Source organism: Segatella copri, from assembly GCF_002224675.1.
Lineage (GTDB): Bacteria > Bacteroidota > Bacteroidia > Bacteroidales > Bacteroidaceae > Prevotella > Prevotella copri_U.
In genome coordinates this window covers 78,607-98,983 of sequence record NZ_NMPZ01000005.1, presented here as the reverse complement: position 1 = coordinate 98,983, position 20,377 = coordinate 78,607, and the positions used below count along the sequence as shown (strand labels likewise).

Sequence of the window (20,377 nt, the reverse complement as noted above, 5' to 3'; positions counted from 1 at the left end):
ATACTTACTTTTTGCGGCAAAAGTACAAATTTTATTTGATACTACAAAATAAAATAGCATTTTTTATTCGCTGCCACCGAATAATAATGCTTGATTTTGTTCGGTGGCAGCGAATAAAAACGAGGGAGAGCAGTAATAGATATAAAAACGAGGGTGCGTCATTAGTCTATGACGCATCCTCTTTTTAGTTTTTGTGTTGTTCTACGACATGCAGCTCGTCACGCCCAGAGAGGCGGCGATAGCGGTTAAGATAGATAGTACTATCTGAAATACAGTTTTCCAGGTTTCTTTCTTCATAGGCAGTTTTTTTTAGTGATTAATGATTAGTGATTACAGACTTACGTTGTCGTCGCCGCTGTCAGTTCCGCCGCCAGTGCCCTGGCTGGTGTTGCCTCCACCCGGTGTATTCTCAGAACCTCCGCCATCCTCAGCCCCGGTGGTATAGTCATCGTATGCCACGATCTTGGTGAGCTTCTTAAGCTCGGCATTGCTCCAGCTCTTTGTGTTTCTCACAATCAGGTGCACGCCCAGCACGCTTGCCGCTGTCACCTTCTCCTTGCTCACCTCGCCACGTGAAGTCATACCGATGGAGAACAATCCGAGGTCGGAGAAACGCACGCTCTTGCCATCCAGAATCAGATGCTTCAGGCAATCCAAAGTATCCATCAGCACACCGTGGATGGTGCCTCGGCTGTATGGAGAGTTGTGCTCAGAGATATGAGTCACGAAGTCCTCGAAACTCATCTCACGGTCGCTCACGGCAGTAGCATACCAGAGCTTCTTACCTGCGTTCTCACCCGTCTGAGGGGTACGTGTAATCTTACGATACTTACTAGTTCCTTGTCCCATAATCAATCAGTTTTTAAAGGGTTAATAATTAATTTTTAATGGTTACTAATTCAGTTTTTTGTCACTCATCCGATTGGCGCCTTATCTCTGAATGACGGTGCAAAGATACGGCTTTTTTCTGGAACCGCCAAATTTCAGAGTGTGATAAGGGCCGATTTTCAGCAGCTTTCAATTTGAAACTGCGTTAATAATCCTAACTCGTAAGATAAAGAAGAGAGAAATATCGAGTTGTTGTTTGAAAAATATAGAAATCCAGCCTAAACTACTATTAAATAAACCTTTAAGCCATTATGAATCTTCTATCCGTACTCCTCTAAAATCGTACTCAATTACTCAGTTACTCAATTACTCAGTTTTATTCTGCCCGTATGTTTCTTCTTGTATAGATAGTATATTATATATTTATATAATATATAAATATATAATATAAAAAATATACTTTCAATTTGTAACCAAGTTGTAGGTGTGGGGGTCTGAAAAGAAACTGAGTAATTGAGTAACTGAGTAATTGAGTCAAACCGAGCCAAATTCCAGCTTCGTGTCTGTATCAACAGATAATCTCCGTGTGGCTTCTTCTGATGTAAATAAAACTCTAAATATGACTCTCAAAATACGCTCAAAGATTTTGCATATTCCTCTACCGCCATCTGATCTACCGCCATCTGATAAGTAGGTTCACTACCTACTGCTTCTGTGATAACATCCGGCACATATCCACTCGTTACCTCAATTTAGCAGGTATTTAATTAAAAATACGTTTATTATTGTTAAAGCATTCTAAAACGGGGGGGGGGGATTTTATAGAATCTACAAAATTATATACCTTTGCAACCAGAAATCAGTCTCCAAGTAATATACAAGGGGATTGGTTGAAATATGTTGAGGACCATTTGATAAGTCATAATAGGTTTATATTGGTTTACAACAATGTTTATATTGCTTAATAACAATGTTTTATATTGCTTAAAAACGATGTTTTATATTGCTAAACAACAATACAACAGTAAGATTCCGGGTAACCGGATAAATAGTTAATATAGTAAGTGATAAATGAAAAGGAAAGCAGTTTTGCTGTTTTTTATTTTGGGAATTAAAACAGTAGGTTACTCACAAGATTTCGCCCTGAAGACGAACGGACTCTACTGGGCGACAACCACACTCAATCTGGGCGTAGAAAAGGCAATCAGCAACCAGGTAACCCTGGAAGCAGATGTAGCATACAACCCCTGGACATTCAGGGAAGACAAGAAGATGCACCTTCTCCTGGTGCAGCCAGAAATGAAATACTGGCTGTGCGAAAAGTACGAAGGACATTTCGTAGGTATCCACCTGCATGGTGCTCAATTCTTCGGAGGTTTTGGCAGCAAGCTCTACGATGGCTACTTGGCTGGCGGAGGCGTAACATACGGTTACGACTGGATTCTATCCCCTCACTGGAACCTGGAGGCAGCCATCGGTGTGGGATACGCCCACCTCTGGTACAAGCAAAGCCCTAACTTGCCCTGCATCAAGTGCCAGGAAAAGAAGAACGAGAACTATATCGGTCCTACCAAGGCTGCACTATCATTAATCTATATCTTTTAAAATAAGTGCATCATTTAATCACAAAGATCATTATGGATGATAGAATGAAACTCAAAATAGTATATCTGGCTATTGTTGGCGCAGGATTAGCCCTGATAGTGGCTATGTCTTCATGCAGCAACCAGAGCATGGCAAGCGACAAAAAGATTACATGTACTCCCGATTCCTTTATGCTCATGCCAGATAGCAGCAATCAGGCTGCACTCAACCTTCAGGTTCATATCCCGAAGCATTATTTCTCGAAGAGAAGCCGTCTCTTCGTAATACCCGTATTGACAGACAGCGACAGCATCGTGGCTAAATACAAGCCTATAGTGCTGGATGCGCCTATCTACAGAAGGAAGATGGAACGTAAATGGGTACTCGACAGCATTGCTGACCCATACGATTCTGTTGCACTGAGAGTTACAAACACGAAAGTAGATTTGTCCGTGTTATATAACGACACCATCACCCTGCCTGCAAACTTCCATAAGGGAAGCCTCGTGGCAGTGGCTTCTGCCGACGGATGCGGCGAATGCCGTGCCATCAGCCATACCAAGATAGCCGATGTGTTCCGTCCGGAAATCAAGAAGCAACTGCACCTCAACTGGATGATGCATACCTTCGAGATCAAGCCGAAGATAAGAGAAGGAAAGGGCGTGGCACGACTTGAGTTTGTTATCAATAAATATGATATCAATCTCAAGATGAGCAACAACCAGGCTGAGCTCGACCACATGTTGAGCGATATAGCTCCAGTGCTCAGCGACAGCCTCGCTACTCTCACTTCTTTGGGCATCTATGGTCTGGCGTCAGCCGACGGTCCGCTGAAATTCAACACCCCACTTTCCCGCAACCGTGCCAACTCTGCCCTGAAGTGGCTGCTTGCGCACATAGAGAATGGCGACAAGGTGAAGAAGATAGCCCGTATCGGTTCACGCCCTGAAGGATGGCAACCAGTATTGAATGCGATGGTGGCCGCCGGCGATGCCGACAGCACGTTGGTGAAGAACATCCTGACCCGATATGCCAACTTCAACGATGATGTGCAGGAGCGCTATATCCGCCGCCTGCCTATCTGGAACAGCATCAAGAAGAAGTATCTGCAGAAGAGCCGTAGCGTGGAATACACCTACACATACATCATCAAGAACTTCACCACCGATGAAGAAATGCTGCAGATGTACGAGCTCCGCCCAGATGCCTTCAGCGAAGATGAGTTCCTGCATGTGGCACAGATTGCAGAGAGCGCAGAAAAGCAGAAGCAGGTATATGAGACGACTTTGAAATATTACCCTATGTCGAAGATTGCAGCCAATAATCTTGCCATCCTACTCGAGAACGAAGGCAAGGTGGATGAAGCTGAAGAGATATTGAATCGCCAGAAGGCAGAAGAGACTAAGAATAGCCCAAAGGCACTATCTGAATAAAGCACAGCGTATGACAAGATTAAAAGTTATCATATATGGCATGGCACTGGCTATATCATTTACCTCGTGCGTTCGTGAAGATCTGGACCAATGTCCTCCTCTGCGTATCAACATTGAGGTGAAAGACAAGAATTATTTCAATGTCGACCAGACTGCACCCGAAGAGAAACGAGATGAGAATCAGCCATTTAGGTCATTCGTTCCGTCTCTTTCCTATCGTCTGAGCCGACTCAACGACGACGGCACACAGCAGGTTATCGTAGAAGAAAAAGGTTTCGAAGTAGAAGGTGACGGATTAACTTATCCTGTAAGCTTCGACCCCGACATGCCTTTCGGAAAATACGTCTTTACGGTATGGGGAGGTATGAGGAAGCGAGGCGAACTCAATCTGGATAAAAACGAGCTGTTGCTGCATCCGGAGCACAGTCAGGGCGATGATGTTTATCAGGTTTGCGATACCCTCGTCTATGATGAAAACCATTATTGCTATACCAGCGAGATGGAGCGCACCAAGGGAAAACTGGTTATATGGACAGAGAATCTTCCTGCCGGGTATCATGTGATGGATACTGAAGTAAGCGATCTCTATGGAATAGTAAATCCAAGTTTCCTATATTCTGAAGAGACCAGCGTCTTTCATGAATCGGAAATTGAAGCTGGCGCCAAGACCAAGACCTCTATTTTCCTGGCTCCTTCTTTCCAGAAGGAAGAGTCAGTGGTGGATGTCAATTTCTATAAGAATAGTGGCGAAGGCGGCAATTCATCTGTGTTGTCACCTGATGACGTGAAGGTAAGCATGGAGCGCAATAAGATTACGGTGCTGAGATATGTGTACGATTCCAAACGCAATCGCTTCACCATCTATATGAAGGTGAACGACAACTGGGAGGAAATTCACGGCATGATATTGGATTGATAATTAATTTATACTCAATTTTTAAATTTATAATTTATGAAAAAAGGTATGTTTTTTGCGCTTGCAGCAAGCAGCTTGCTGTTCAGCGCATGTAGCAGTGACGACGCTGTGGTTAGCACAGTGGGTCAGAATGAGGCAGTACAGCAAATTGTATTGCAGGTAGCAAGTAGCGGTGATGGCTTGACAACACGTGCAGGTCGCCCATTGTATTCTTCACAGGCTTTGCAGACTATCCAGCATGTTCGCGTAATAATTTACAAGGATGATGCAACAAAGACTATTGTCAAAGACAAACTGTTGAACTGGAAAGATAGTAAAACGTATGACAATCATGGTCGCGAGCTTACTCTTACTTACAAGGGTGATGAAAGACTGGGTGAAGGTAACTACAAGGTTATGGCTGTAGGTTACAGCGATAACAGTGACTACACCTATTCTTTGGATGTAACAGGTGCAGCAGCACTTACCGGTAATTACAGTGACATCACTGCAACCTTGAAGGCAGGCAAAGTAGCAGAGGAGGTATTCGCAGGTGATGCAGCGCTTACAATCAACGCTGACAAGAAAATCACCAACCTTACTTCTGGTGAAGAGGATGGATTGGATGTAACCTTGCATCGTCAGGTAGCTGGTAGCTTCGGTTATTTCCAGAACATTCCTGCAAGTGTGAATGGCAAAGCAGCCGCAACCCTTCGTCTCGTAGTAAGAGATAAGAATGATGTGTTGACTTTCAACAACTTCAACAGCTCATTCACTGCTAATGGAGCAACTGGCAGCACTATCAAGTATTATGTTAATGGTTCTAAATCTACAAGTGCTGCTACTGCAGATGCAAAGTTCAATAACAACGAGGACGGTTATGTGCTCTACTCTATCGATTTGAATACATGGTTCCCTGGTGGTGATCAGAACAAAGACGGTCTGCTGAATGCTGAAGATACCAACTGGAAACACCCTGATAGTGTAAAGACTCAGGTTGTGAAGGGTTCTGTATTCGGAAGCAACTTCGTCATTCCATTTAATTACGCAAAGGGTAAGAACACCATGGAGCTTCAGCTCTTGGATGCTAAAAACAATATCATCAAGACTTGGACCGTTTCTATCCCAGCAGCAGATGTAAATATTGATGCCACAAATGGAAATGTTGCAGACGCAAGTCCTTCTATCTTCAACGTGGTTCGTAACCACATGTACAACTTGGGCGTGAAGACTTCAAATGGTACAACAACTGATCCAGATCCAAATAAACCAGATCCAGATCCAAATAAACCAGATCCAGATAAACCAGATCCAGGTAAAGACGAGCCAGAAGACTTGACCAAATCTCAGAACCTCATCTTGAAGGTGAACGACAACTGGGAGGCTATCCACAAGTTGGAGCTGGGTGATTAATCTTACTACGTGCTCATAATATAGGCAGTATTAAGAAAAATATATCCAAGGGATGCACAGTGCCCGCTATAGGCACTCGCATCCCTTACTATCCCAACATCACAATATTTAATTTATCATTCATTTTATACGTAATTCCCATTCAAATCGAATAGGCGAACATTGAAATCGAATAGGCAAACATTGAAATCGAATAGGCGAATATGATGAGAAAATCTATAAAAAACAGTTTAAATATAATCCTCGCTGCCAGTCTCCTAATGAGCTGCAGCGCAAGCAATGATGCGCCTGATACCCTCGCCGACGGCTCGCATGCCGTGAAGTTGAACATGAGAGTGGGTGTAAGCGCAGGTGTTGTTACCGGCTCACGAGAACTTGATACATGGGATGGAGCACAGCAGGTGAATGATATGAGAATCTACGTCTTCAGATGCCCCGAAGGCAAGAAGGGCACCCCCGAAGAAGCATATACCTATTGCACCCCTATTGAAACAGAAGCAGCCAAGAAAGGTTACTATTCCGTTGACGCATTCAACAATAGAGAACCCTACTATTCTGCCGAGCACCAGAACATGCCCGAGCAGCATCTATACACCTTCGAACCCTATCTGCAGAACGGCTACTACTACCAGTTTCTAGCCATAGGCAGAGATGATAAATACGCAACGAAGAAAGTACTTACAGAACCCAAATTCACTGAAAACGTAACGAAACTGGAGGACGCAAGAATCGCCCTCACCGAGGAGGCAAAAAACAGCGTCAAACTCGGTATCCTCAATACCACAGAGCTGTTTAGCGGCATCCTGCAAGACGAGAAGACCCAAGAGAAAGCCCCCGTGCTCGTAACGGAAGAGACGAAATACTTCCACCGCACGCTGACCGCCAGCCGTAACGTGGCTGGTCTGATGATTTACGTAGAAAACATCCCGGCACAGGTGGAGTCGAATGCAGCAGGAGACGTGAGCCCCGTTCCCTTCACGCCCACCTCTCTATCCGTTGTAGCCACCGGCATCAGCACCGAAACGCTGATATGGCAGAAGCAGGCACCAGCAGATGCTGAACCGTTGACTTATCAGACGTTGGGCACCATCGACCTCACCCCCTCAAACGGATGGACCGTAGATGCTACAGAGAACATATTCAAGCGAGCTGAAGACTCCCAGAAAGGATGGAAGGCAAACAGCTACATGATAAGCAACTTCATGATGCCTACACCAGAGGAAAAAATGCAGAAAAGCAAGAACTCGGCAGAGAACGAGACCACCTTCTATCTGCATTACACGGATGGCACGCACCACAGGTACGACAACATCAGGAAGTCTACAACCACTGGCGACAAGTTCAAATTCCCTATCCAGGCAAACCACCTGTATTGCCTGGGAGCCAAGAGCAAGACCGTGAACCAGCCATACGACCTGAAGGAGTATTACGAGCCGGTGATGACCGACGTGAAGGTTGAGATAGAACCAGCCTTCGAAAAAAAACATGAATTTGAAACAGAATAAACGTTACAAACAGCATAAAAACGGAAATAGAATATGCAGAAATCAAGATTTAGCATCTATAAGATAAGCTCCATCAAGATGAACGCCATCAGGATGAACGCCATCAGGACAGGCATGGCGGCAGGTTTTTGCTTCCTCCTCGCACTAGCCGCAGGATGCAGCAGCGATGCCGATCTGCCACCTTATCCAGATGGCAGCAATGGAGATGCAGGCATGAATCAGCCTTCGGAAAACGAAGATGAAATTACGACTGTTCCCATCACCATCACTCTGGGCGGATTAAGCGGCAGCGATGGCAATGCCAAGCAAGATGGCAGAAACACCCGTGTAGCTCCTCCTGGTGCAGGATCCTCTTCCTCGTCGGGCACAATAGGCGAGGACGACGGATATACCGAGACCGACAACGTCGATGCCGTAAGGCTGATAGCTTTTCGACGAAGAGTTCAGAACAATGGAGAAAAAACTGCAACCTATGATGCTGCAGTCAACGATATCCAGGGCTTCGAGTACGACCCTACCAACGACAGGGTGATTAACGGGAAACCCACGTTAGAAGACGGCAAGGAAGACGATTATCTTTCGGGAAAGCTCCACAAGCACTATGTGGTAAAGGGCACCTTCGGCATCAGCAGGGGCTACGAATATCGCATCATTGCCCTCGCTTACAATAGCCAGGAGAAATCGCCCTATCCGCAGTATGAGGAAAACAAAGTGGTTACCACGGAAATGCTCAATATCAAGAGAGGTACTACATTTCAGGAGTTCAAGGCCACGTTTGCAAGTTACCTGGTCGATGACAAAACCGAAACCCCCAACAACTGGCTTGACTATCTAAAAAAAATAGTTCTCACACTAAATCATGTAGATTGCTTGAGCCGCCAGCTCATCACGGTGCCGCAGCTCTTCTATGGCACCCTCTACCAGCAGGGGGATGATACCCAAAATCCAATCATCTCTTCTGCTGATTACCAGAAAGAAAATCTGGGAAACAACACCCCTACGCCGCTTGTAGGAACACTCTATAGAGGCATGGCAGAAGTGGAGGTTCATATCACTCATGCCGCCCATTACAGCATTACAGCGCAGACGCAATGGTATTGCCTACTTGCCGACACCGTGCTTACCCAGATGCCTCTTACCAGCTACGACGGTTTTAAGCAGGGCAGTGTACCTATCAAAAAGTATTCAGAAAAGGGAGGCTCCTATACCGCCATTGCCTATGCCCCCTTCCCAGGTGAAGGCAACGAAGTGGTTCTCAAGGCATTTGTGCTGCCAGGCAAGACCCATCTTGCCGTGAGAATAGGCCTTAAAGCCTATCCTTACGCCCACAACTATCAGATAAAGGCAAAGGATATGATGTCTTCTGAAGCAGCTACGGGCGTTATCGTGGTAGATGGAGTAAGCAACCTCTTCTATCTGAGACGAAACCATAAATATGTCTTCACATACGATGAGCAAAAGACACTTACAGACTCCAGACATTTGCTCGAATAAGATCAAGAGAATTATCAAGACATTATGCTATGTTTTAAAATCAAACAGACAATGAAACTGCATTTTATATACAAAACTTTCATATCATTTTTGTTGGCATTCCTGCTGGCTGTGCCCGCCTCTATCCAGGCGGCACAACCCAAGGATGACAACACCAGTCCCTATTTCGAGAGTGCTGCCGTTAGAGACTCGTTCATGAACTGCAAGAAACCCATCTGGACCAACAACTGGGATGATCTGCCAACCGACACGCTGGAGAAACATTTTGTGGAGTTCAACAATGACCCCAAATATGGCAACATGACATTCCGTGAGCTGCGCAACCGCCGTGCCCTTACAGGCGAATCGTGCACCATTAACAAATTGATTGGTGTGGTAGGCGTAGGCAGCTGGACCAAGAATATGGGCGCCCTTACCGACGATTCACTCGACAACTATGCACAGGTGAACTCCGTGGTAAGAGCAGGCGTAACCGTAGACCCGATAGTAAGTGTAAAAGATATGGATAATTACTATTCCAAGGGAACGGTGGCAGGCTTTGCCATCGTGGCTGGTTCGGGTAGCAGCGTGCTGAGCCTCGATGTAATCAAGGCATTCTCCATCGGATTCTATCGCGACGGCAAACTGAAGGGTGTGAAGGCGGTAAGGGAAGGACAGGATGGTTCGGGAGTAACACTGAAGCTGCTCCAGATACCGGGTTCCGACAACATCTGCGCTATGTTGACGGCAGAAAGCGACTGGCTCTTCGATGAAATCAGTCTCGACTGCTCGGGCGGTATCCAGGCAGAAGTGGCGAATATTCTGAAAATCAAATATGCCTTCGTGGGCGAGCCTACGGAGTTTACCATCACCGATGGAGGCATCCAAAAATACAACGAATATTCCGAGGGCGACAAGCAGGTGTCGCTCCAAGAGATGAAAGGCTGGCGCCCTATTCTCCTCGGCATCCCCCTGCCTTTCCTGGACGACGATATAAAGAAGATGACAGATGATAATTTGGACAATTTCGCCACCATCGTCCCTCTTCTTAACGTGGGTTACCAGGGAGGAGCCAAGTTTATGATGAAGAACGACAAGAACCCGCAAGGCGAAGCATTCGAGGCGGGCATGGAGGCTGGCTTCAAATACAAGATGGATGCTGTGCTGAGCCTCACGGCGGGTACATGGATTAACGTGCTGCTCTTCGACCACAAGGGAAACAAGGTGCAGGAAGAGACCATTTCTGCCCAGGTGCTCAACCTCTCGCTGGTGCAGATTGGCGACGGAACGGTGAGCATCAAGGCAAAGGTGCCGTTTTCGGGATGCGAAATCAGATTCCTCACGGTGCTCGGAGTCAACGTGGGCGCCATGGGTATCCATTACGGATTCGTAAGAATGGCTCCAGATGTATCCCATCGGTGTCCCATCAACCCTACCATCAGCAGCAATGTCTGCCCATCGCAGACTTCCTTCAACCTTCGCTCCAACCCCAAGGTGAGCGTAACATGGGAGCTGGTGAATGCATGGGATTTGAAAAATAACGATATTCTTGCCACCACACCTGTAAAGGTTACCTCTGCTGGTCAAGTTACCAATCTGGGACCTGGTAAATATACCTTCAAGGCCACGGCTCAGGACGGATGTTATGATGAAACCACCATTACCGTAGGTGGTTTTAATGATGGAAATACAACTTGCGGCAAACCGCTTATCAACGATACTGAAAAAGCCGTCTATGCTCTCTCCACCGACAAGCACGCTACCTCAGGTTCGCTGATTTCCATTTCCGACCTCCAAAATCCTCAGAATATTCTCAACAAGGATGATACTTCGTATGCAGAATACATCAGCGGTCTCAACCTGGGCAACAACCTGGGCATCATCGGTATCAAAAGAATAGAGGAGAATAGTCTGATATATGATGCTACCGGCCGACACGAAGGTGAATCAGAGCCGGAAGCCGTCAAGAGAGCTCAACCCAAGCGCATCGGATTCGTGGTAGAAGCCACGGGAACGGTGCTGAACCTGCATGCACTGGAGTTCTTGCATATAAGATGCTATCATAACGGCGAGGAAATATATAGCCATCTGATAGACGAGAACAATGCCATCAGTGCCGACCTGATAGGTTCAGAGAAAGTGCAGAAAGTGAGATATTCCATCGAGGTGCCTTCCATTGACAAGAATGGAAAGCCAACCCAGATGGACGAGTTCCAACTCTGGTATTCGGGTGCAGTCAATCTGGGCGTTTCTAAACTCCGTATCTACTATGCCTTTATCGAGGAGGCTTCCGACGACTGTTCTTCGCCACTTGCATGTAGCAGTATGGTGATGTCGCATAATCATTCACATACTACCATCAATGCTAATGAAACCAAATTTGGCGGAGCGGTGAGTGTGGCTACTGTAGATGATAACTTAGGTTATCTGGTGGATGATGACTTGAATACCTATATGGCGGTTGCCAATACGGTAAGTCTGGGAGTTGGTCAAACATTCGCCGTAAAGATGGGTAGAACACTCGACTATCATCATCAGCTGGGAATTGTCATTGACAACAAGACTTTCCTGGCAGCCGTAAACGTAGGAGACTGGCTAACGGTAGAAACCTTCAAAGAAGGTAATTCTACGGGAGATAAATTTACCGACTGGAAGGTGATTTCCGCTAAAGTAGCGGGTTATGGCGATAAGAATATCCTCTTCCTTCAGCCAAAGAAAGCGTATGACGAGGTGCGATTTACTTTAGGCAAAATTGTAGGCGCATTGGATGTGCAGAAATTCTACGGACTCGTGACACGTGGTGATATTGATAATGATGGTATTCCTGACTGTAAGGACAACAACTCGTGCGTAAATGGTGTAGATGATATCGTTGTCAACAATGTATGCGTAGGAGATACGATTGTCGTAACTGCTACCGGATTGACCGGAGTAGATTATCATCTTTACTTCGGTGATAAGAATGCGGGAGATAATGGCATCGTGTCTCTGCATTCTACATCAGACACCAAGAACAATATAAAATATTCTTATATCACCAAGAAGCCGGGCGAATATCAGCTCACCTTCTTCGACGGCAGCTGGACGCCACTCTCTTCAGTAGTATATCAGGTTCATCCATTACAGACCCGATGGCTTCCGAGTGCATCTACCAATGAATGGAACAAGTGGGACAACTGGAGCGACGGTTCGCCTTACTGCTGCACCAACGCCATCATCTCGTCGGATGCCGATAACTTCCCAATGCTGGGCACGCCAGTGAAGCCAGCCGACTACTGCTGCAAGGACATCTTCTTCGAACCCCGTTCGGCGGTGGATAACGTGCCATCGCTCAACTATCGCAAGGCATGGGTAGAACTGGAGCAGAAGCCGAACCATTACTATCTGCTGAGTGCACCGCTCAAGCAGATGTACACGGGCGATATGTTCATGCCTGCCGACACCACGAAGGCGAAATACTTCGAGGATCTGAACGAAGGAAACTGGAAGGAACAGCGCTTCAATCCGAGCATCTACCAGCGCCTCTGGGCGGCTGCGCATCCGGGTAAGATTTATTCGCTAGACAGCAAGGAAAATCCGGTTTTGACGGATGAAACGCTTGCCGTGAACGAGGCCACCTGGTCGCACAACTTCAATGCCGTGGCTAAGCCTTACGGCATGGGTGAAGGCTTCTCTATGTGGATAGACAACGGCAATCTGCCGGCTACCAATAAGTTCAGTATCCGCCTGCCTAAGGCGCATAAAGAATATAGTTACTTCGTGGATTACGATCAGGAGAAAGTGGCTAGTGAAACAGTGACGAAAGATGCAGATAAGATAAACCGCTTCATCTACGAATCGGATTCTCCGCAGGAAGGCAACTTGACGATGGAATATAAGTATCTGTCGGAAGGCAAGGAAGTGACGGAGCACCGCACGGTGTTCGTGGGGCAGAGCGAGTATTATATTACGCTGAAATCGGATATTCCTACGCAGACCTTCGTGCTGGGCAACCCATTCATGAGCCGCCTGAATATCAAGAAGTTCCTGGAGGTGAATGAGAACGTGAACAGTGTGAAGGTGGAAGTAGAGAATGAATCAGGAGGTATGGAAGAGCAGACTGTAAGCAAGGACGCTTCTACGGGCAACGCCACCACCATCGCCCCAATGCAGGCATTCTATGTTACCACAAATGATGCGGCGAGTAAGCAAATCACCCTGCTGCTCACCCCAGAAATGATTGGTGGAAGCAAGAAGGCTACTGAGGAAAGTAAACCTACTGAAGCCAAGGGACTGAAAGTGTGTGTGGAAAGCCTGAAGACGCGAAGCAAATCAGCAGCTATGCTGGTGATGGAGAATTCAGAAACTGCTTATGATGTTTCTGCCGGTTCTTCTTTCAAGAACTCTGTATTGGTTCCAACTCTTCTGGATAGTGAAGTGAAGTCACCTTTGAAGGTATTTGGTATTCAGCAGAGTCACGCTTACGATATCCTTCCGATGACTGGAGATACACCTTTAGGAATCTATCTGTCGCAAAAGGATAGCATCCGTATCGAGGTAAAACCTATTCAGGGTGTTGATATGAGCGGATATGTTCTCCATGATATGCTTTCGGGTGCCGATTATTCACTCGATTCTCCTGTCATGATTGCGGATGCCGAGACCTCATTAGGCAGATTTGTTATCAGAAGCCGTTATGGAAGTACAGATGTGACATCTGTTGATACTGATCAGCGCATCAGTGTTGTTCAGGAAGGTTCTTCTGTCCTCGTGCAATCTGCCAGCGGTCTGCTCAAGAGTGTCAAGGTCATAGACCTGAATGGCAGAATCATCAGCAGGGTACAGGGAAATGGTTCAAGGTGTTTAAAGGCGAGCATAGCCACAGGCATTCAAATCATACACATAGAATTGACAGATGGTAGCAGTAAGGACTATAAGATGATTTTCTAAGTGAAATCAGAATAGCGAATAGCTGCACAAAGATATTTGATGGATTAGAGCCTATTGATAGCAGGTATATGTGAATATGCCTCCTTCATATTACATCATTTACTTATAATTATCCCTGCCAGCTTGTGAAAGCCGGCAGGGCTTTTATAATAGTCTTTCCCGAAAGAGTAACAACATAACAATAAGGAACGCAAGCCCCGCCTAGCAGAGTAAAACGCTCTCGCTAGGCGGGGCTTTTGCATATACTTAAAAACCATAATAATATGAAAGAAGAAAAACAAAAACCAAAAAGCAATCACTGGGCTCCTGATGATGAGGAAGCCAAGAACTTTGTCAACCAGCCGGGCTATCAAAAAGGTGCCATGGGTATGGTTAACCTGATCGTTGATGTAATGAATGATACCCATGAATATAAAGAGGCGATTTTCTGCAAACATTTACTGATGGAATGCAGCCGCAAGCATCATCTTGATTTAGAAGAGCAGATAGAACGTGTGGTGGCACATGCTCAGGATATTGATGAGTTTGGTAAGTATATGAAAGCCAAGAATGGCGAATTGACCCCCAAGCGTATATCTGAGCAGGAGTTTGCTTATGCCATCGACCAGCTGATGGAGTCTGTAGATGAATCTGGCAAGTACATATTCAAGATTCAGCGCCACTGGATTGCCGTGTTCAGAGTAGCCGTAGATTTGCATTTAATAGGAGAGAATGACTACAAGGGTTTCTGTAACTGGATAGATACGATTCACCCGGGAGCTTTCAGAGTGAAGCTGACGCAGGGTGATCTGAAGCAGATCAGCAACTCGGATTGTTATATGAAACCATTCGATAAATGGGGATATGCTCCGATGGGAAACGTGAAGAAAGAACCTTATATCGCGATGACCCATGTGGTGGTTTGCTTCAGAAATCTGTTGGGAATCGACGAAAAAATTGCTTGAAAACGGCTCAGAAATAACCCTCGTTATAACTTTATAACCCTCGAAATAACCGCAGGGTTATTTGCTTGGTCAGTATCGGATTTCGCCGTACCTTTGCCTCGCAATCAGATGATAAAGTCTGGTTGCGGGGCTTTTCTGTATCTGGAAAACCGGTACCATTTCCTGGTACGGAATTTAGCGGATAGTCGCAGCCCCAACGTGATAATACATATATGAATATGGATAAGAACAATATGAAGCCGTATGTTTTCAAGCATCCGGAGTATGAATGGAGAGTATTTCTAATTAACAACATATCTTTCTAAAACTTCAATATATATGAGCAAGAAAAGTTTTTCTGCAGCTGCAGAGGCTGCTGTACAGGCGCTTTTGAACGCCCAGAAGGTAGATGCCAGTATCATTACTGACGAGTGTGGTAACGTAGCTATCCGCAAGGCTCCCTGGAACGATGCGGAAACCATCTGCGAGGTGCCAAAGGTGATTCCGGGCAGAATGATCTGCAGCGGTGGCGAATGCGGCGACCAGCTCGACTTCAAGCCTTACGCACAGTCGGGCGGGAAGCTATATACGGAGATTATCCATACCTCGCATGGTGCCCTCCGTACCTCGATGCAGCGTGTGTTCGTCTCCTTCTCTTTCCCGAAGGAAATGCACAAGTCGGATATTCTGAAATATCTCTACAAAGAGATGATGGAGATGAAGGGCAAGGCTAAACATTTCAAGGAGGATATAGCATGGGAACAGTACAAGTAATGGCTCTGAATCCGGCACGCAAGGGCAATATGGGAAGCTTGAATTCTTCCCAGCCCCTGTATGTCTATGACACCCTGATAGCACAGCCGTGGCTGAAGGGTGTGATTGCGCAGATACGTGGGGAGAAGGCTATCCCCGGCGTAGATGCTGGTGATGAGAAGGCGGTGAAGAAGGCTAGAGAGGGGCTGAAGAAGCAGCTGCCTATCCGTGCCATTCATTATTCTAAGTTCAGGAATAATCACCGCTCCAGTGAGGATGCGGATCCTGAAAGTTTCCTCTTCCAGACGACTATTGATGTGGATGATGTGGATTATGTGGATGCTGCCCTGGAGAAGGCTCGTGAGCTGAACTGCAGTAACACGATATGGAAGGGGAAACTGCTGCATCTGGAATATTCGGCTAGAAAGAAGCTGCATATTGATATCCGTATGCCGATGGGTATGACGATAGAGGAGACGCAGAAGGCGTATTGCGAGGCGGCTGGGATTCCCTACGATAAAAGCTGCATCACGCCGGAGAGAATCATCTTTATCACGGATAAGGACTCGGAGATCTACCGCTCCAAGGAGTGGTATGGGGTTCTGCCGGATGAGGAGATTCAAGCCCGCAGAGAGGCATTTCTCAAGCGTGGGCTTACGATTGATGGTAAGGGGACGGCTCGCTACAGCTTGCTTGCCGGGGATTGCAAATCCCCGGAACGCCTGGCGGGGGACTTTCAGGGGCAAGTACCTAATAGCAAATCCCCGGAACACCTGGCGGGAGACTTCCAGGGGCAAGTACCTAGCGATAGTAATCATAAAGTTCAAAGTTCAAATGTTAAAGTTCAAAGTAATGACGATGTTCAAGACAATCGATTTCAGGGCACTGACAGCCATTCTGCTGTTTCTTCTGGCGCTGCTATTCAGCCTGCCCAATCTGGTAATAGCCATCGTGCTGATGATGATTATATCAGCCATACTGGAGGTTCTCAGAATGCTGATGCCAAGAATCTGATAGCCTTCGACCTCTTCCAGGAATCCGCAGGACTGAAGGGGATGAATATCGATACCATCGGGTCCAGGCATTCCTCTCTGCTCGCTATTATGAGTGCTGGCGCTTCTCGTGTGATGAGTGAGGAGGAACTGATGAAGGTAGTGGCGAAGAGAATGCCGAGCTATTATCAGGAGAATGACTGCCATCAGCTGATTCACGATTTCTATGCGAAATATGGGGACAGCTCCAAGCCGTTTTCGAGGGATGTGATTCGGGTGAATGCTCAGGCGGAGCAGGCTGCTAAGAGCTTGCTTGCCGGGGATTGCAAATCCCCGGAACGCCTGACGAGGGACTTTCTTGCTGGACAAAATGGTTATAACTCGCTTGCCGGGGATTGCAAATCCCCGGCAAGCCTGACGGGTTCAAATCTCTGTGTTCAAAGTTCCGAAGACGAGGAGTATCCTGCTCCGCCTCCGATGCCGAAGAAGCTGCCGAAACTGGTGGAGCTGCTGATATCCAAGACTCCGGAAATCTATCAGCCGGCTGTGGCGCACGCCATTTTTCCTTCGCTCGCTACCCATCTCTGGAGAACCAGATTCAGATATATCGATAACGTGGAGCACGAAGCTACCCTGATGACCTGTCTGCTTGCAGGCACAGGCGCAGGTAAAAGTTGCGTACAGAAGCCTATCGATTTCATCATGGAGGATATCCGTAAGCGCGACCAGGAAAACCTGAAGCGTGAGAAGGAATGGAAGGATGAAATGATGCGTAAGGGTGCCAACAAGGATAAGCGCAAACGCCCTGAGAATCTGATTATCCAGGAGATTGATGCCGATATGACCAACCCAGCCTTCGTGATGCGTACCGCTGAAGCCAAGGAACATTTCCTTTATACTTCGCTGAACGAAATCGACCAGTTTGATGCACTCAAAGGTAGCGGTTTTCAGCAGTTCCGCATCATGTGTCTCGCCTTTGATCCAGGTAACTTATATGGACAAACGCGAGTCGGAACCCAAAGTGTCACCGAACGTGTCACCATCCGTTTCAACTGGAATGCTTCTACCACCATCCATAAAGGCATCAGGTATTTCAAGCGTGTGCTGACCGACGGTCCGGTTTCCCGTATCAACTTCTGCACCATCCCGGAAAGAGACATCGGCGAGGACATTCCTATCTATGGAACCTATGATGAGGAATTCAGAAATTCTCTGAAACCTTACATCGATAATCTCTGTATGGCTTCGGGGCTGGTGGAGTGCAAGGAGGCTTTTCATCTTGCCGAGGTGCTGAAGGATGAGAATGCGGAATTCTCCCGTCTGTCGCAGGATAGGGTCTATGAGAATCTGAGCTTCCGTGCCAACGTAATCGGCTATCTGAAGGCATGTGTGCTCTATGTGGCGAACGGTTACCAGTGGGAGCCGGAGATTGAGGATTTCATCCGCTGGAGCGAGCGTTACGACCTCTACTGCAAGATGCGTTTCTTCGGTGATGCCATCAAGAAGGCGGAACAGGAGTGCGATCAGGAGAGCAAGAGAGGTCCGGCAAGTATCCTGGGATTCCTGCCAGAGGAGTTCAACTATCAGCAGGTGGAAGCCTTGAGAGTTGAGCATAAGATGAGTGCGAAGGGCACGATGAAAATGCTGAACAACTGGCTCTTCCGTGGCTACATCAAGGTGAAGGAGAAAGACTCAAATACTCAGTTACTCAAATACTCAGTTTTTATCAAAACCCATTCCAAGAGTGGGGATTGAATCGCATCAGGAAAATATTCTTGAAAATAATGAACGAAAAAATCTATTGTATATGGAAATTGTTGTAGAAAGAATCGCAAAGAAGAATACTTATACCATCGGCCGACTGTATCTGTTGGCTGATGGTGATGTGAAACGTAAGGCGCTGTCGGGCAAGACTGCCGGCGACAAGCGCAGTTTCGAACATAGTTTTGATTTGGAGAAGTTGTCTAAGGACAGCTACTTCTGTGATACCCTGGAGCCAACGTGGCGCAACCTGAAGGGCGTGGAGCTCCAGCCCGAGGAAGTGAATGCCCGCTTCAGCAGAGAGAGCGGCAAGGTGGCAAGAAAGATTCCGGGCCATACCGCCATCCCCGAGGGCTCGTATCGTGTGCTCATCACCAAGTCGCCCCGATTCAAGAAGTGGCTGCCGTATGTGCAGGGTGTTCCCGGTTTCGAGGGCATCCGAATTCATGTCGGCAACAAGCCCGAAGATACCCAGGGCTGCATTCTGGTGGGCGAGAACAGGGTAAAAGGTATGGTGGTGAACTCCCGTATCTGGCTTCATCGTCTGATGAAGCGCATCCATGCGGCTGAGAATCAGGGGGAAGGTATCTGGATTACCATCATCTAAAAAATGCAGTGCGCTGCAAATTTCTTATGGAAACTAGGAAAATTTGCAGTGCGCTGCATTTTCTATTTCAATCTTCATTCCTTCCGGGTTGAACCGGATGCCGTCGCGATCTATGAATCTCGAGAGGGAACCATCGGCGGCAAGCGACTTCGGGGTGCCGATGGAGAGACGGTTCTGCTCCATCAGCCAGAGACTGTCGGAGAGCTGCAGCGCCAGCTCTACATCGTGGGTGGAGAGCAGGATTGCCTTGTGTTGCTCGTGTGCCAGGCGGCGGAGCATCTGAAGGGTTTCTACCTTGCTGGGGAAATCGAGGAAGGCGGTAGGCTCGTCGAGAATGATGATGCGGGTCTGCTGGGCAAGCGCCTTGGCTATCATCGTCTTCTGGCGCTCGCCATCGCTCAGCTCGGAGATGTTGCGCTGGGCGAGGTGACGGATGCCGACCTGATGGATGGCTTCATCCACTATCTGCTGATCTGCCGGAGTCAGGGTGCCCCAGAAATTGGTGTAGGGAGACCTGCCGATGCCTACAATCTCCTTGACAGACAGCTGGGGAACATCGATGCGGGAGGTGAGAACCACGCCAATCTGACGGGCTAGCTGCTGCGCCGAATAAGCGGAAAGAGGCTGATCCTGAAGAAGGATTTCGCCATCCAGGGCTGGCTGGAAACCGCAAAGGGTTCTGAGCAGGGTGGATTTGCCCACTCCGTTGGCACCGATGAGGCAGGTGAGCTCGCCCGGATGCAGGGAGGCAGAAACAGCAGAGGCTATCACCCGGAGCTGATGCTTCGGACGATAGCCAATGCTTAGATTCTTGAATGTAATGCAGGATTCCATCAAAAATATTTTTCCTTGTTGTTTTCGGACCTGTGATTCCTGGAATGCAGGAATTACTTAGCTGCCAAAACCTCAACCTCTACGAGTGCGCCCTTAGGCAACTTCTCTACGGCTACGGCTGAACGGGCTGGATATGGCTGGCTGAAGAACTCGGCATAAACCTCGTTCATGGCTGCGAAATCGTCCATGCTGTTCAGATAAACGGTAGTCTTCACTACGTGAGAAAGGTCGGTACCGGCTGCCTTCAGGATGTTCTGGGCATTGGTGAGGCTCTGACGAGTCTGCTCCTTGATGCCACCCTCTACGAAATTGCCTGTTGCAGGGTCGATAGGAATCTGACCTGATGCAAATACGAAACCGTTTACTTCGATCGCCTGGCTATATGGACCGATAGCTGCAGGCGCATTGTCTGTGTGAATTGCGTTCATAATTAATTTCCTTTTTCTA

General features: G+C 47.3%; 15 protein-coding genes. 11 read left to right on the top strand and 4 right to left on the bottom strand.

Annotated features, from left to right (window positions below; genetic code table 11):
- Nucleotides 1–201: 201 nt before the first annotated feature.
- Both CFT61_RS16850 and CFT61_RS04515 read right to left on the bottom strand, forming a co-directional pair.
- Nucleotides 202–297: a smalltalk protein gene (locus CFT61_RS16850; protein WP_153090088.1), complete on the bottom strand. Its 96-nt coding sequence runs from the start codon at nt 295–297 to the stop codon at nt 202–204.
- Nucleotides 298–330: 33 nt separating this feature from the next.
- Entirely contained in the window at nt 331–849 is a 519-nt protein-coding gene (locus tag CFT61_RS04515; RefSeq protein ID WP_254918853.1) for an HU family DNA-binding protein, read from the bottom strand.
- A gap of 1,050 nt (nt 850–1,899) precedes the next feature.
- Between CFT61_RS04515 and CFT61_RS04510 the strand changes: the two genes are divergently transcribed.
- The 11 genes from CFT61_RS04510 to CFT61_RS04455 all read left to right on the top strand — a co-directional run bounded on the left by CFT61_RS04510 (nt 1,900) and on the right by CFT61_RS04455 (nt 19,096).
- The gene (locus tag CFT61_RS04510; protein WP_089543277.1) at nt 1,900–2,433 is read left to right on the top strand and encodes a DUF3575 domain-containing protein; all 534 of its coding nucleotides are present in this window, start codon (nt 1,900–1,902) and stop codon (nt 2,431–2,433) included.
- A 44-nt stretch (nt 2,434–2,477) separates the two neighbouring features.
- Nucleotides 2,478–3,845, top strand: coding sequence for a DUF4139 domain-containing protein (locus CFT61_RS04505; RefSeq protein WP_142990560.1), 1,368 nt, complete (start codon nt 2,478–2,480; stop codon nt 3,843–3,845).
- Between the two features lie 10 nt (nt 3,846–3,855).
- Nucleotides 3,856–4,761: a hypothetical protein gene (locus tag CFT61_RS04500; protein ID WP_142990559.1), complete on the top strand. Its 906-nt coding sequence runs from the start codon at nt 3,856–3,858 to the stop codon at nt 4,759–4,761.
- Between the two features lie 48 nt (nt 4,762–4,809).
- Nucleotides 4,810–6,153, top strand: coding sequence for a hypothetical protein (locus tag CFT61_RS04495; protein ID WP_142990558.1), 1,344 nt, complete (start codon nt 4,810–4,812; stop codon nt 6,151–6,153).
- Nucleotides 6,154–6,356: 203 nt separating this feature from the next.
- The gene (locus CFT61_RS04490; RefSeq protein ID WP_176425498.1) at nt 6,357–7,658 is read left to right on the top strand and encodes a hypothetical protein; all 1,302 of its coding nucleotides are present in this window, start codon (nt 6,357–6,359) and stop codon (nt 7,656–7,658) included.
- A 33-nt stretch (nt 7,659–7,691) separates the two neighbouring features.
- Nucleotides 7,692–9,152, top strand: coding sequence for a hypothetical protein (locus tag CFT61_RS04485; RefSeq protein WP_142990557.1), 1,461 nt, complete (start codon nt 7,692–7,694; stop codon nt 9,150–9,152).
- A gap of 51 nt (nt 9,153–9,203) precedes the next feature.
- Nucleotides 9,204–14,060, top strand: coding sequence for a hypothetical protein (locus tag CFT61_RS04480; RefSeq protein ID WP_089543271.1), 4,857 nt, complete (start codon nt 9,204–9,206; stop codon nt 14,058–14,060).
- Nucleotides 14,061–14,323: 263 nt separating this feature from the next.
- Nucleotides 14,324–15,004, top strand: a complete 681-nt coding sequence (locus CFT61_RS04475) for a hypothetical protein (protein ID WP_089543270.1) — start codon at nt 14,324–14,326, stop codon at nt 15,002–15,004.
- Between the two features lie 318 nt (nt 15,005–15,322).
- Nucleotides 15,323–15,757 carry a hypothetical protein gene (locus tag CFT61_RS04470; protein WP_089543269.1) on the top strand — a complete coding sequence of 145 codons (435 nt, stop codon included), beginning with the start codon at nt 15,323–15,325 and terminating at the stop codon, nt 15,755–15,757.
- A complete protein-coding gene (locus CFT61_RS17190) occupies nt 15,739–18,483 on the top strand; it encodes a hypothetical protein (protein ID WP_254918852.1) in 2,745 nt (914 codons plus the stop codon). The genes CFT61_RS04470 and CFT61_RS17190 overlap by 19 nt, the downstream gene beginning before the upstream one ends.
- Before the next feature lie 52 nt (nt 18,484–18,535).
- On the top strand, nt 18,536–19,096 hold the full coding sequence (locus tag CFT61_RS04455; RefSeq protein WP_089543268.1) for a DUF5675 family protein: 561 nt from the start codon (nt 18,536–18,538) through the stop codon (nt 19,094–19,096).
- Between the two features lie 33 nt (nt 19,097–19,129).
- Here the strand turns inward: CFT61_RS04455 and CFT61_RS04450 are convergent, their stop codons facing one another.
- Entirely contained in the window at nt 19,130–19,930 is an 801-nt protein-coding gene (locus CFT61_RS04450; RefSeq protein ID WP_089543267.1) for an ABC transporter ATP-binding protein, read from the bottom strand.
- A 53-nt stretch (nt 19,931–19,983) separates the two neighbouring features.
- Nucleotides 19,984–20,358, bottom strand: coding sequence for a RidA family protein (locus tag CFT61_RS04445; protein ID WP_006848032.1), 375 nt, complete (start codon nt 20,356–20,358; stop codon nt 19,984–19,986).
- Nucleotides 20,359–20,377: the final 19 nt, after the last annotated feature.

What these genes read in the sequence shown, in the direction of transcription:
- CFT61_RS04455 (WP_089543268.1), top strand. Translation starts at nt 18,536, where the DNA reads ATGGAAATTGTTGTAGAAAGAATCGCAAAGAAGAATACTTATACCATC.
- CFT61_RS04490 (WP_176425498.1), top strand. Translation starts at nt 6,357, where the DNA reads ATGATGAGAAAATCTATAAAAAACAGTTTAAATATAATCCTCGCTGCC.
- CFT61_RS04500 (WP_142990559.1), top strand. Translation starts at nt 3,856, where the DNA reads ATGACAAGATTAAAAGTTATCATATATGGCATGGCACTGGCTATATCA.
- CFT61_RS04470 (WP_089543269.1), top strand. Translation starts at nt 15,323, where the DNA reads ATGAGCAAGAAAAGTTTTTCTGCAGCTGCAGAGGCTGCTGTACAGGCG.
- CFT61_RS04445 (WP_006848032.1), bottom strand. Translation starts at nt 20,358, where the DNA reads ATGAACGCAATTCACACAGACAATGCGCCTGCAGCTATCGGTCCATAT.
- CFT61_RS04480 (WP_089543271.1), top strand. Translation starts at nt 9,204, where the DNA reads ATGAAACTGCATTTTATATACAAAACTTTCATATCATTTTTGTTGGCA.
- CFT61_RS16850 (WP_153090088.1), bottom strand. Translation starts at nt 297, where the DNA reads ATGAAGAAAGAAACCTGGAAAACTGTATTTCAGATAGTACTATCTATC.
- CFT61_RS04450 (WP_089543267.1), bottom strand. Translation starts at nt 19,930, where the DNA reads ATGGAATCCTGCATTACATTCAAGAATCTAAGCATTGGCTATCGTCCG.
- CFT61_RS04505 (WP_142990560.1), top strand. Translation starts at nt 2,478, where the DNA reads ATGAAACTCAAAATAGTATATCTGGCTATTGTTGGCGCAGGATTAGCC.
- CFT61_RS17190 (WP_254918852.1), top strand. Translation starts at nt 15,739, where the DNA reads ATGGGAACAGTACAAGTAATGGCTCTGAATCCGGCACGCAAGGGCAAT.
- CFT61_RS04495 (WP_142990558.1), top strand. Translation starts at nt 4,810, where the DNA reads ATGTTTTTTGCGCTTGCAGCAAGCAGCTTGCTGTTCAGCGCATGTAGC.
- CFT61_RS04510 (WP_089543277.1), top strand. Translation starts at nt 1,900, where the DNA reads ATGAAAAGGAAAGCAGTTTTGCTGTTTTTTATTTTGGGAATTAAAACA.
- CFT61_RS04485 (WP_142990557.1), top strand. Translation starts at nt 7,692, where the DNA reads ATGCAGAAATCAAGATTTAGCATCTATAAGATAAGCTCCATCAAGATG.
- CFT61_RS04475 (WP_089543270.1), top strand. Translation starts at nt 14,324, where the DNA reads ATGAAAGAAGAAAAACAAAAACCAAAAAGCAATCACTGGGCTCCTGAT.
- CFT61_RS04515 (WP_254918853.1), bottom strand. Translation starts at nt 849, where the DNA reads ATGGGACAAGGAACTAGTAAGTATCGTAAGATTACACGTACCCCTCAG.